This is a genomic window from Winkia sp. C0117E2, assembly GCF_056590455.1.
Window position 1 is genome coordinate 264,568 of the sequence record NZ_JBWPWD010000004.1, and the last position, 11,684, is coordinate 276,251.

An 11,684-nucleotide genomic window follows, 5' to 3' on the forward strand; every position below is an offset into this window, starting at 1 on the left:
TTCAAAGTGAGTGAAGACGCCCTCTTGCAGCTGCAAGGCGTATCGAAGATCTACGGCGACCTGCACGCCCTGGACAACGTCGACCTGACTGTAAAGCAGGGAGACTGGTTGTCGATCGTAGGCCCGTCCGGGTCTGGCAAGACCACCATGATGAACATTATTGGGTGCATGGACACGGCCTCGAAGGGCCAGGTTACGCTGGATGGCCACGACATTTCCAAGGCCAGCAAACACGATCTGACGCAATTGCGGCGCGAAACCATCGGCCTAATTTTCCAGCAGTTCCACCTGATTGGGCACCTGACCGCCCTCGAAAATGTGATGGTGGCCCAGTACTACCATTCGCTGCCCGACGAGAAGGAGGCGCTAGCCGCCCTTGATCGGGTGGGGCTGGCGGAGCGTGCCGGCCACCTGCCCTCGCAGCTGTCCGGTGGGGAGCAGCAGCGTGTTTGCGTTGCTAGAGCGCTGATAAACTACCCCAAGCTGGTGCTTGCGGATGAACCAACCGGCAACCTCGACGAAAAGAATGAGCGCATTGTGCTCGACATTTTCAAGCAGCTGCACAAGGACGGCACCACGCTGATCGTGGTGACACACGACACCACGGTGGCCAGCCAGGGTACCCGCGAAATTCGCTTGGACCACGGCAAGGTGGTGGGCGAAGCTAACCACAAGTTGGGCGAAGGCTTCGACCGCACCGGCATTGGGTCAATCCTCAAGGAGGCAAAGTGAGCGCAAAGAAGTCGCTGCAACTGGCAGCGTTTGGCATGTTGGGGGCCGTAGTACTAAGTGCCTGCACCCCGCCACAGTTGGTGGACATGTCCAAGCCGCTAAAGGACGGCACTTTCGAGGGCGCCTCTAACCCCGACGAACAGGGCGCGGTTGGTACCGTGCAGATCACCGTCAAGGACGGGAAGATCACCGACACGAAATACCAGACCAAGACCGCAGACGGGCAGGTCAAGGACAAGGAATACGGCAAGACCAAGGGCGGCGAGGTAGGTAACCAGGAATACTACGAACGCGCCCAGGCGGTGGTCCATTCCTACGACCAGTATTCGAAGAAGCTGACCGAGGTGGGCGACCCCACGAAGGTAGACGTCATCTCGGGAGCAACGGTAGCCCACAGTCAGTTCTTGCAGGCCGCGGTTCGAGCCATTTACAAGTCGCAGGGAGTCAAGGATGACGGAGCGGTAGACAGCATCGACGTCCCGTCGTTGAAGTTGGATGACGAAGACTACTAAGGCAGCTCTTTCAGACCGCAGCCGTTTTGCCGTCCCCACCATGGGGACGGTAGCTACAATTACCACCGCTACCCCGCTACCTGACTCGGTAAAGCAGAAGGTGGCGGGCGAATTGTTTCGCCTGGAACAGCTGCTGTCTAAGTTTTTACCCGATTCTGACATCTCGAAGTTGAACCGGGGCGGGTGGGTACAAGTCCACCCGATGACCGGCCGGGTACTGGTTGCCACCATGGACCTCGCTGCGCTCTCGCAGGGGGCCTTCTCTCCCCTGATCGGTCGGCTGGCCCAGTTATGGGACGTCAAAGCCTACCTGGCCGCGTTAGCTGCCGGAACGACGCCTACTCTCCCCTCAGAGGACGCCATCGCTGCGGCCCGTGCAAGTTGCTCCACAGACCTTCTAGAACACGGCGGCGGACTCCGTTTCCGGCTTCGCGAAGGTAGCATGCTCGACCTCGGCGGGGTAGCAAAAGGGTACGCGGCAGATCGGGTCAGGGACCTGTGCGAACAGGAGGGAATAGAGCGGGCCCTGGTAGACATCGGCACCTCCTCTATAGCCACGCTGGGAGGCCCCTGGACTGTGGGGATCCGTGCAGGGGTCGACTCCATTTCGCAGGTGGTAGAGCTTTCCTCCCACACTTCGCTGTCGACCTCCGGAGACTACTTGCAGTGCTTGCCCGAGCTGGTATCGGGGCAGGTGGTGCACCACATCATCGATCCGGCCACCGGGCGTCCCGCCGCGAGTGGCACCCGCCAGGTTAGCGTTACTTGCGCGAACGGGATGCGGGCCGAGGTCTGTTCCACGGCAGCGCTGGTGGGCAAGATGCCTCCTGCTCTATTCGAGGGCGTAACCGTAGTGGCCCGTTCCTAGTCAGCAATCACGGCCACAGTGCATCCAGCAACACGCCCCAGGGTGAAGGGGCAACCGTATAGGCTGGCAAGACACTTCTCAGTGGCTACTTCAGCTACCGGCCCGAATGCGGCTACTCGACCGCGTGCCAAGGCCAGCACCGATCCGCCCAAGTAGAAGGCGTGGTTTGGGTCGTGGGTGGTAAGAACAATGGTTTTGCCCAGTTGCTGGTTCAGTTCGCGCAATTGTTTTAGCAGCATATGGGCGCGGGCGGGATCTAGATGCGAGGTCGGTTCGTCTAGCACTATTACCTTGGTGTCCTGGGCTAGCGCACCTGCTAGGGAACAAAGTTGGCGTTCGCCTCCCGAAATCTGGGAGTAGCCTTTGTCTGCCAGGTGGGTGATCCCCATTGTTTGCAGACACTGCTGGGCCACCTCGCGGTCGGCTTTCGAGGGCGAAGCGAAGTACCCCTGCCTTCCAGTGCGGGCCATAGTGACCACCTCGAGCACCGAGAAGTTGAATGCGGCGCGCAGCTGCTGGGGCACATATGCCACCTGGTGGGCAATCTGCTTGGGGGTGAGCGCACTTGCTTCCTTGCCCTGCAATAAGACCTTGCCGCGACCCGGTTTCAGGGACCCTACTAACAGTTCCAAGAGGGTGGATTTGCCGATGCCGTTTGGGCCTAGCAGGCTCAATATTTGCCCCGCCTCGATGCGGAAAGAAACATCGTGTAACACCTGGTGGGACCCGTAGGAGAAATCTAGGTGGGCAACCTCGATCATTCGAAGCTCACCCGCCCTCGCACTATCAGGAATAGGAAAATGGGTACCCCCACGATGCCGGTAAGCACCCCTAGTGGCAGTTCCCCAGAGGTTAGAGTCCGAGCCAACAGATCGATTCCTAGCAGCATCGTGGCTCCCATGGACAGGGAGGCGGCAAATACTTTGCGCATGTCGTTACCTACTATCATGCGAGCGAAGTGGGGCACCACTACCCCTACCCAGCCGACGATGCCGGCCACCGAAATTACGACGGCCGCTAGTACGGATGCGGCAAAAAGAACGACGGCGCGTTCTGTAGTCACGTTGATGCCGATTGACCGGGCAAATCTGTCGTCAAAACTGATAGCGTTCAGCCGCCACAGGAACGCCGCTATCACTACCCCGGCCACGGCGAGGGCGGGCAGGATAGACAGCAGCTGCGCAGTTGAGATGGCCGAGATGGAACCCATCAGCCAAAAGACAATCTGGGGCAGTTTTTCGTACGGGTCAGCAACGAATTTCAGGAATGACACAAGGGAGGCGAAGAAGGCACCTACCAGCATGCCCGACAGGATCAACGTGACCGGTCCAGACCGGGAGGCATTAGCCAGTAAGAAGGTGAGCCCAACCGATACGATTGCCCACCCCACGGCACTGGCCTGGATCAGGATGGAGGAGGCTCCGAAGATGATGGCCAAGCCAGCCCCAAAGCCGGCTCCGTTAGCTACCCCGAGCGTGTAGGGCGAAGACAGCGGGTTGTGAAAGATGGCCTGGTATACGGCACCGGCCCCCGCGAGCGCCGCCCCCACTAGGATGGCAGCGCCGATGCGGGGCAGGCGAACCGTGTACAGCACAGTTGCCATCTGGGGGTCGGCTTTGCCTACCAATGCCGCTAATACCTGCGACAGCGGGATGGGGAAAGCCCCGATTGCCGCAGCTGCCAAGGCCAGCGCGACCGGCACTACTACGAATCCGATTGCGCTGGCCAGGCGGGTAGTTTTACTCACTGACTTTGCCCTTGAAGAGGACGCCGTAGAAGGTCTTGTAGAAGTCTTCCACCCTCTTCTGGACGTAGTCGGCGCTTACCAGGTTCGGGTAGAACTTGTGGGCGAAGTAGGGTTCGCCCAGGGCCATCGAATCGGTATCGGGGTTACCCCACGGCTTGGTCCAGTATGGGGCCTTGATGACGTTGCCCTCCTTGACCGCGCGCATCGCCTGCCACTTCGGCGCGGTGGTCACTTCCTTGTACACCTCCGGGTAGCGGTCCTGCACCACTACATAGTCGGGGTCCCAGGCAAGGGCCTGTTCGAAGTTGTACTGCTTGTACCCCTGGATGTCGTCGGCAGCCACGTTCTTTGCGCCTGCGCGCACCATCTGGGCGCCCACGTACTTGTCGTTGCCGTAGGTTTGTTCGCCCTCGTTAGCAACTAGCACCGTCTTGGGTTCGGCAACCTTGCCAACTTTGTCTTCTACATATTTGCGGGACTGCGTGGTGAAGTCCCACAGTTTCTTGGCCTTTTCTTCCTTACCGGTCAGCTTCCCCAAGGTCTTTACGGACCATTCCAGCCCGTCGGTGTAGGCCTTGTCTGAATCTGCCAGCCGCGGGTTCTGGGCTTCTTCCTGCTTGCCCTCGGCACGCAGGGACACCGTGGCGTAGGGGATCTTTAGGCCGTCGAGCTTCTTCAGGTCTGCGGGATTGGCTTGGGAGGCGACGATGACGATGTCAGGTTTCAGCGCTGCAACCTGCTCGACGTTCATGGAGTCGAGTTGCCCCGGAGTGGGCAGCTTCTCGATTCCCGGGAACACATCGACCATGTAGTCTCCAAGGTTGCGTTTCCACTTCTGTTCGATGCCCACTACCTGTTTTTGGGCTCCCAGCTGGGCAAGGATGTCCGCGCTGTGGTGTTGCAGCACAACCATACGCTTCACGGGGACTTTGACCGACACCTGGTGGTCGGCCTGGTCTGTAAATTTCAGTTCCTTAGAGGCCTGCTGACTTTGGGAAGCAGACGTCTTCGCATCGGTATTTTTGGCCTGTTCTCCACAGCCGGCCAATGCCGGCACGAGCGCTAGCGGCAGCAGTGCAGCCAGGATTCTAGAGGTTCGCATTGGTATATCTACTTTCTATAAACATTCCGCAAATCCAGTGCGGTTCTTCATAAATTCAATCATAAATGGCAAATTAGCTACCCCTATCCCGCATCTGCGGACTACCTCAGCCTAGAATACTGGTCTATTGGTTTTCGCTTTTTCTGGATCTTGCGCTAGACCAGAATTACCGCCAAGATTGAGTCATGACGAAAAACAATGTCGCTAAGGGCGACGCAGAAAAAGAAGTTCGTACCGGTTCCCCTCTAGTCAAGCGCGGCTTGGCTGACATGCTGAAGGGCGGGGTGATCATGGACGTGGTCACTCCCGAACAGGCTCGTATTGCCGAGGACGCAGGCGCAGTTGCCGTAATGGCTCTGGAACGCGTTCCTGCCGACATTCGCGCCCAGGGCGGCGTGGCCCGCATGTCCGATCCGGATCTGATTGACTCCATCATCGACGAAGTGTCCATTCCGGTCATGGCAAAGGCCCGCATCGGCCACTTTGTTGAAGCACAGGTCCTGGAGCACCTGGGCGTCGACTACATTGACGAGTCCGAAGTACTCTCCCCCGCCGACTACGCCCACCACATCGACAAGCACGATTTCAAGGTCCCCTTCGTCTGCGGTGCTACCAACCTGGGTGAGGCGATCCGTCGTATTGCCGAGGGCGCGGCCATGATCCGTTCCAAGGGCGAGGCCGGCACCGGCGACGTGTCGGAGGCAACCACCCATATTCGCACCATTCGCGCGCAGATCGCGAAGCTGCAGGCCACCTACCAGGCCAACCCCGAGGAACTGTACGTTGCCGCTAAGGAACTGCAGGCTCCTTACGAGATCGTCGAGGAAGTGGCACGCGAGGGCAAGCTGCCCGTCGTCCTCTTCGTTGCGGGCGGTGTAGCCACCCCGGCAGACGCGGCCATGATGATGCAGCTGGGCGCCGAGGGCGTGTTCGTCGGTTCCGGCATCTTCAAGTCCGGCAACCCCGAGGCACGCGCAAAGGCGATCGTGAAGGCCGTTGCCCAGTACGACGATCCGGCAGTAGTTGCCGACGTCTCTCGTGGCCTGGGCGAGGCCATGGTTGGCATCAACGTTGCCGACCTTCCTGCCCCGCACCGCCTAGCGGAGCGCGGCTGGTAATGAAGGCACAGGTATTGCCCGGAACCCGCCAGTCGGGTTCCGGGCCTACTATTGGAGTTTTGGCCCTGCAAGGCGGGGTTGCCGAGCACGCTCAGATGCTTTCTGACCTGGGCGCCACGGTGCGCCTGGTGCGGAAAGAAGCAGACCTGGAATCCCACCTGGATGGCATCGTGTTGCCCGGCGGGGAATCTTCTACCATTGACCGGCTGCTGAAGATCTTCAATATGAAGCAGCTGCTGGCCGACCTGTTGGCAGACGGCCTGCCCTGCCTGGCTACGTGTGCCGGCATGATTTTGGTGTCCAGGAAGGTGCTAGATGCCGCCCCTGGCCAGACCAGCCTGGGGGTATTGGATACGACCGTCTCTAGGAATGTCTACGGCTCGCAGACTGCCTCGGCAGAAGTAACCTTGGATACCACCTTGGGGCCCGTTCGAGGCGCCTTCATCAGGGCGCCGAAGATTGTGCGCGTGGGTGAGGACGTGCAGGTGCTCGCCAGGCGCATGCCCGAGCAGGGGGGCCTTGAAGAAGATGGCGACATTGTTGCCGTCCGTGGGAACAACATTGTGGCCCTGTCCTTCCACCCGGAACTAACCGGGGACGCCACCTTCCACACCGACCTGCTAAACCGTCTGGCCTAGCGGCCCTCCGCCCTCAGGCAGCTCTTAGTTGCAGCCTGGGGGCAACGGCCGCGAGTCGGCAGACCACCCCTTAGGCATGGGCCCGTCGTACCCGTCTGGCACATAGACGCAGGTGGGATCGCTAGCCAAGGGGTCGCCGGTAAGTGCGTATGCCGTTGACCTGGAACCGCCACAGAAGTGGTTGTACTTGCACACCCCGCACTTGCCGTGGAATGCCGAGGGCGTGCGCAGGTCGCGCATAACCTGGCTGTTGGCGTACAGGTCAGCCAAGGGGGTGTCTTTTACCGAGCCCACGTGAATGGGCAGGAACCCTGACGGGTAGACGCCCCCAACGTGGTCAATGAATACGAAGCCAGAGCCGGAATTGATAGCCAAGGGCGTGCGTGGCAGCCGCGGCTTGCGGGCGTGCGCCCCTATCAGCCGCGTCGTCTCCTCGCTCAGCCAGTGGTAGAGCTCGCCGCGCTCGGGCAAAGCCTCGCCCTTTTGCTGTGCTTCATCGCGCTGGAAGGCAACGCGGCGGTATTGGGGCGCCTCCGTGGTTTTGATGGCGATTCGGTCCGACACGTCATGCAACCAGTGCAGCACGTCCTCGCGTTCGGCAGGACTGAGCATGTTCAGCTGGGATCCGCGCCCGGTAGGCACCAGGAAGAACACGTACCACATGAAGGCTTCCAGCTCTATGGCCTTCGCCAGCATTGCCGGTGCCTCGTGAATGTTGCCGCGGGTAAGCGTGGAGTTTATTTGCAGGCGGAAACCTACCTCGTTGATCCTGCGGGTGGCTTCGACCGTCTTCTCGAAAGTACCCGTAATGCCCCGAAAGGCGTCGTGGGTTTCTGGGGTGGCTCCGTCCATCGATACCGACATGGCCTTGCCGCCCGCGTCGCGCAGAGCCTGCAGCCGTTCGCGGGTGAACAGCGGGGTCACCGAGGGCGAAATCGATACGGACAGGCCCAAATCAGTGCCGTATTGGACAAGTTCCACCAGGTCTTTGCGTTCAAAGCAATCCCCGCCGGTGAACACCACTAGCGGCCGCGGCTTGTCATATGCCGCCAGCTGTTCCAGGAGGTTCTTCCCCTGCTCAGTGCTCAGCTGTCCGGGGGCAGCGTGCGGCTGCGCCTCGGCACGGCAGTGTTTGCAGACGAGGGCGCAGGCTCGCGTCACTTCCCAAATTGCAATAAATGGCTTTTTCGTTAAGTCGTGTCTAATCTGGCGAACCACCGGGTGCTTACGCGTTTTTCCAGTTGAGAGGGCATGTGGGTGGGGAGCCATCGCTCACTCCTAAATTCGGGTTTTTGACAGGCGCATTTTACTCGTCAGAAAACACGTGTGGGCGGGGCCTTCGCCCCGCCCACATTCTTATGTGCTTGTAATGCCTATTCGGCCTCTACCTGTTCTTCCTGCTGGCCCTCTTGCTGACCTTCTAGGACGGTTTCGCCCAGGTGGTTGAACACGAATTCCAGCGGATTGTCTGGATCGACGTCAACCTGCACGGACTCGCCATCCTTGAAATCGCCAAACAGGATCTTCTCGGACAGCGGATCCTCGATCTCGCGTTGAATAGCCCTGCGCAACGGACGGGCACCGAGCACCGGATCGTAGCCCTTGTCCGCTAGCAGTTCGCGAGCATCGGCGGTCAGTTCGATCTTCATGTTGCGATCGGCCATGCGCTCGGAAAGCTGGCCCATCATCAGGTCCACGATGCGCACGATCTCGTTGCGCTTCAGCGGCGGGAACACTACAACCTCGTCCACACGGTTTAGGAACTCGGGGCGGAAGTGCTGCTTCAGCTCTTCCGAGACCTTCGAGCGCATGCGGTCGTAGTCGGTAGACAGTTCCCCAGCGGCCTGGAAACCGGTCATGACTCCCTTATTGATGTCGCGCGTACCCAAGTTGGTGGTCATGATGATGACCGTGTTCTTGAAGTCGACCAGGCGCCCCTGCGAATCGGTCAGGCGGCCGTCTTCCAGGATCTGCAACAGGGTGTTGAAGATGTCCGGGTGGGCCTTCTCTACCTCGTCGAAGAGGACGACGCTGAAGGGCCTGCGACGGACCTTCTCGGTTAGCTCGCCGCCCTCGTCAAAGCCGACGTATCCCGGAGGGGCACCGAACAGGCGGGAAGAGGTGTGCTTCTCGCCGAACTCGGACATATCCAGTTGGATCAGGGCGTCCTCGTCGCCGAACAGGAATTCGGCCAGAGCCTTTGCCAGCTCGGTCTTGCCGACGCCAGTAGGGCCAGCAAAGATGAACGAGCCGCCAGGACGCTTCGGATCCTTCAGGCCAGCCCTGGTACGGCGGATCGACTTGGACAGGGCCTTCACGGCCTCATCCTGGCCAATGATGCGCTTGTGCAGCGCGTCCTCCATGTGCAGCAGCTTGGCAGATTCGGTCTCGGTTAGCTTGAACACCGGGATGCCGGTAGACATTGCCAGCACCTCGGCGATGGATTCCTCCGTCACCTCGGCGATGCGGTCCATGTCGCCGGACTTCCACTCGGATTCCTTCGACGCCCGCTCCTCGGACAGCTTCTTTTCCTGGTCGCGCAGGGATGCAGCGGCTTCGAAGTCCTGATCGTCGATCGCCGATTCCTTCTTGCGGCGCACGTCGGCAATCTTCTCGTCAATCTCGCGAAGTTCCGGCGGCGCGGTCATGCGGCGAATGCGCAGGCGGGCACCGGCCTCGTCGATCAAGTCGATCGCCTTGTCCGGCAGGAACCGGTCAGAAATGTAGCGGTCGGAAAGTGTTGCCGCTGCCTTGATGGCCTCGTCGGTGATGATGACGCGGTGGTGCGCTTCGTACCGGTCGCGCAGCCCCTTCAAGATCAATTCCGTCTCTTCAACCGTGGGCTGTTCCACCCGAACCGGCTGGAAACGGCGTTCGAGGGCGGCATCCTTTTCGATGTGCTTGCGGTACTCGTCGTTAGTGGTGGCACCAATGGTCTGCAGCTCGCCGCGGGCAAGCATCGGCTTCAAGATGGAAGCCGCATCGATTGCGCCCTCGGCGGCACCCGCACCTACCAGGGTGTGGATCTCGTCAATGAAAAGAATAATGTCGCCGCGAGTGCGGATTTCCTTCAGTACCTTCTTCAGACGCTCTTCGAAATCGCCACGGTAACGCGAACCGGCCACCAGCGAGCCCATGTCCAGACTGTAAAGCTGCTTGTCCTTCAGGGTTTCTGGGACGTCGCCAGCCACAATCGCCTGTGCCAAGCCTTCGACAACGGAGGTTTTGCCCACGCCGGGTTCGCCAATAAGCACCGGGTTGTTCTTGGTGCGGCGGGAAAGGATCTGCATGACCCTTTCCATTTCGTTCTTCCTGCCAATAACCGGGTCCAGCTTCTGTTCGTGGGCCGCCTTGGTCAGGTTGCGCCCGAACTGGTCCAAGATGGCCGAGCCGGACTTTTGCCCCTGTGGCGAGGAGGAGCCTCCGACGCCGACGGTTTCCCCGCCCTCGGCCTGCCCGCCCTGGTAGCCAGAAAGCAACTGGACTACGTTGTGGCGCACAGTCTGTAGGTCAGCCCCCAGGTTGGTTAGCACCTGGGCGGCCACGCCCTCGCCCTCGCGAATTAGGCCAAGCAGAATATGTTCGGTGCCAATGTAGTTGTGGCCGAGCTGAAGAGCCTCGCGCAAAGACAGCTCGAGTACCTTCTTGGCGCGCGGAGTAAACGGGATGTGCCCGGGGACAGGCTGATCGCCCGAACCAATGATGGTCACTACTTCGTCGCGCACCTTGTCGCGGGATACGTCCATCATCTCTAGGGCTTTGGCGGCAACCCCTTCACCCTCAGTGATGAGCCCCAACAGTAGGTGTTCAGTGCCGATGTAATTGTGGTTGAGGTTTCGAGCCTCGTCCTGCGCCAGCACGATGACGCGGCGGGCCCGATCTGTAAACCGCTCGAACATGAAACTCCCTTTTGGCGATTGCAAAAACTGCTTCCATTATGGAGGCTTCGCGCGCCCCCTTGCGGCAATGTTCGCTGCCAGCACAGGTTAAAGGGCGCCCCTTTCGGTAGTGGGGACGCCCTTTAGGTTGACTATTTAGTGCCGCTAGTTGGCTCAGACCAGCGCTTTGACTTTAGCTGGCCGGATCATGGCGTAGACCGTAATCCCGGGCAGCGTAGCCACGTCCGCCACCGTCTCGAAGCCAAAGCGTTTGTATAGCCGCTGGCTAGCGGGGGTGGTCGATTCCAGGAACGCCGGAGCCGGGTCAGAATCGATGATGCCCAACCGGTACTGCAACAGCTTCGAGCCGATGCCCTGCCCACGCGCTTCGGGGGCCGCCCCGAGCGTGCGCAGGTACCAGTGCTTTTCCTGAGGGCGGAATGCTTCCACCTTGCTTTCGTGGAAGCGTTCGCGCCGCCCGCTTGGAGTAAAGCGTTCAAAAATGTCCAGCAGGGTGTTGCGAATCTTGTTCACCTTCCCGTCTGGAGACTGGGAGGTAAGGGCACCGATCACCTTGCCGGTTTCCTCGTCAATCGCCACGTCGAGTGTGGAGATGTAGCCGATTTTTAGGCCTAGCGTTACGTCTGCGGCCATAAGTTTGCGGCAGGCTTCTTCGCTGGGAAACATTGCCCTGCACGAGGGGTCGTTAGCGAAGGCATCTGCGAAAATCTGTGCGGCTTGTCTAATCTGTTCGTTACTATTTGCTTCTTGGATGCGAACCAATTTCTGTTTATTCCTCGCATTTCTAAATTTATCCGCTCTTCTAAGTTAGCAAAATTAGACAAAAACGCAAGCTATTGTAGGGCGAATCACGCGGGGCGGTTCTCTAGTTTCGGGCAAAATACTGCCGGGATGGGCAGCGAGTGGCAGCGTCCGCCGCAAATCATTGCAGATTACAGAAAACCCGATTATTGGTCGTTTTATCTGCGCTTTCAGGGGCGCAAAAATCAAAGAGTAAAAGGTTTTATTTTTTTCGTTTTAGCCATTTTCCTTTCGAGGCCAACGGGTTTTTCTATGTCGTCTTTTCAG

Annotated in this window: 12 protein-coding genes; 6 read left to right on the forward strand and 6 right to left on the reverse strand. The window is 59.5% G+C overall.

Annotated elements, in window-relative coordinates:
• Positions 1 to 6: 6 nt before the first annotated feature.
• The 3 genes from AC1EKG_RS07300 to AC1EKG_RS07310 are packed head-to-tail and all read left to right on the forward strand — an operon-like array spanning position 7 to position 2,112.
• Positions 7 to 732: an ABC transporter ATP-binding protein gene (locus AC1EKG_RS07300; protein ID WP_004807250.1), complete on the forward strand. Its 726-nt coding sequence runs from the start codon at positions 7 to 9 to the stop codon at positions 730 to 732.
• Positions 729 to 1,244, forward strand: a complete 516-nt coding sequence (locus AC1EKG_RS07305) for an FMN-binding protein (protein ID WP_004807249.1) — start codon at positions 729 to 731, stop codon at positions 1,242 to 1,244. The genes AC1EKG_RS07300 and AC1EKG_RS07305 overlap by 4 nt, the downstream gene beginning before the upstream one ends.
• Entirely contained in the window at positions 1,228 to 2,112 is an 885-nt protein-coding gene (locus tag AC1EKG_RS07310; protein WP_481067794.1) for an FAD:protein FMN transferase, read from the forward strand. The genes AC1EKG_RS07305 and AC1EKG_RS07310 overlap by 17 nt, the downstream gene beginning before the upstream one ends.
• Here AC1EKG_RS07310 and AC1EKG_RS07315 read toward each other — a convergent pair.
• Genes AC1EKG_RS07315 through AC1EKG_RS07325 form a run of 3 tightly spaced genes read right to left on the reverse strand, consistent with a single transcriptional unit; the run spans position 2,109 to position 4,961 of the window.
• Positions 2,109 to 2,873, reverse strand: a complete 765-nt coding sequence (locus tag AC1EKG_RS07315) for an ABC transporter ATP-binding protein (RefSeq protein WP_004807244.1) — start codon at positions 2,871 to 2,873, stop codon at positions 2,109 to 2,111. The two genes, AC1EKG_RS07310 and AC1EKG_RS07315, sit on opposite strands and share 4 nt — an antisense overlap.
• Complete coding sequence (locus AC1EKG_RS07320) at positions 2,870 to 3,859, reverse strand: FecCD family ABC transporter permease (protein WP_004807242.1); 990 nt, start codon at positions 3,857 to 3,859, stop codon at positions 2,870 to 2,872. The genes AC1EKG_RS07315 and AC1EKG_RS07320 overlap by 4 nt, the downstream gene beginning before the upstream one ends.
• Entirely contained in the window at positions 3,852 to 4,961 is a 1,110-nt protein-coding gene (locus tag AC1EKG_RS07325; RefSeq protein ID WP_004807240.1) for an ABC transporter substrate-binding protein, read from the reverse strand. Before AC1EKG_RS07325 ends, AC1EKG_RS07320 begins: the two co-directional genes overlap by 8 nt.
• A gap of 185 nt (positions 4,962 to 5,146) precedes the next feature.
• Here AC1EKG_RS07325 and pdxS point away from each other — a divergent pair, with 185 nt between their 5' ends.
• Complete coding sequence (gene pdxS / locus AC1EKG_RS07330; protein WP_004807237.1) at positions 5,147 to 6,079, forward strand: pyridoxal 5'-phosphate synthase lyase subunit PdxS; 933 nt, start codon at positions 5,147 to 5,149, stop codon at positions 6,077 to 6,079.
• Entirely contained in the window at positions 6,079 to 6,717 is a 639-nt protein-coding gene (pdxT, locus tag AC1EKG_RS07335; protein WP_004807235.1) for a pyridoxal 5'-phosphate synthase glutaminase subunit PdxT, read from the forward strand. Before pdxS ends, pdxT begins: the two co-directional genes overlap by 1 nt.
• Before the next feature lie 24 nt (positions 6,718 to 6,741).
• On the opposite strand, the gene AC1EKG_RS07340 is transcribed toward pdxT, so the two are convergent.
• The 3 genes from AC1EKG_RS07340 to AC1EKG_RS07350 form a co-directional block, all read right to left on the reverse strand.
• The gene (locus AC1EKG_RS07340) at positions 6,742 to 7,986 is read right to left on the reverse strand and encodes a TIGR04053 family radical SAM/SPASM domain-containing protein (RefSeq protein ID WP_004807233.1); all 1,245 of its coding nucleotides are present in this window, start codon (positions 7,984 to 7,986) and stop codon (positions 6,742 to 6,744) included.
• Between the two features lie 104 nt (positions 7,987 to 8,090).
• Complete coding sequence (locus AC1EKG_RS07345; RefSeq protein WP_004807232.1) at positions 8,091 to 10,616, reverse strand: ATP-dependent Clp protease ATP-binding subunit; 2,526 nt, start codon at positions 10,614 to 10,616, stop codon at positions 8,091 to 8,093.
• 153 nt (positions 10,617 to 10,769) lie between these two features.
• Positions 10,770 to 11,378, reverse strand: a complete 609-nt coding sequence (locus AC1EKG_RS07350; protein WP_004807230.1) for a GNAT family N-acetyltransferase — start codon at positions 11,376 to 11,378, stop codon at positions 10,770 to 10,772.
• Here AC1EKG_RS07350 and AC1EKG_RS07355 point away from each other — a divergent pair.
• Positions 11,364 to 11,684, forward strand: a 321-nt coding sequence (locus AC1EKG_RS07355; protein WP_481067795.1) for a hypothetical protein, incomplete at its 3' end; no start/stop codon positions are given. The genes AC1EKG_RS07350 and AC1EKG_RS07355 overlap by 15 nt on opposite strands.

Bases quoted from the DNA above. Each gene is read 5' to 3' on its own strand.
- AC1EKG_RS07310 (WP_481067794.1), top strand. From the start codon at position 1,228: ATGACGAAGACTACTAAGGCAGCTCTTTCAGACCGCAGCCGTTTTGCC.
- AC1EKG_RS07315 (WP_004807244.1), bottom strand. From the start codon at position 2,873: ATGATCGAGGTTGCCCACCTAGATTTCTCCTACGGGTCCCACCAGGTG.
- AC1EKG_RS07325 (WP_004807240.1), bottom strand. From the start codon at position 4,961: ATGCGAACCTCTAGAATCCTGGCTGCACTGCTGCCGCTAGCGCTCGTG.
- pdxS (WP_004807237.1), top strand. From the start codon at position 5,147: ATGACGAAAAACAATGTCGCTAAGGGCGACGCAGAAAAAGAAGTTCGT.
- pdxT (WP_004807235.1), top strand. From the start codon at position 6,079: ATGAAGGCACAGGTATTGCCCGGAACCCGCCAGTCGGGTTCCGGGCCT.
- AC1EKG_RS07340 (WP_004807233.1), bottom strand. From the start codon at position 7,986: ATGGCTCCCCACCCACATGCCCTCTCAACTGGAAAAACGCGTAAGCAC.
- AC1EKG_RS07345 (WP_004807232.1), bottom strand. From the start codon at position 10,616: ATGTTCGAGCGGTTTACAGATCGGGCCCGCCGCGTCATCGTGCTGGCG.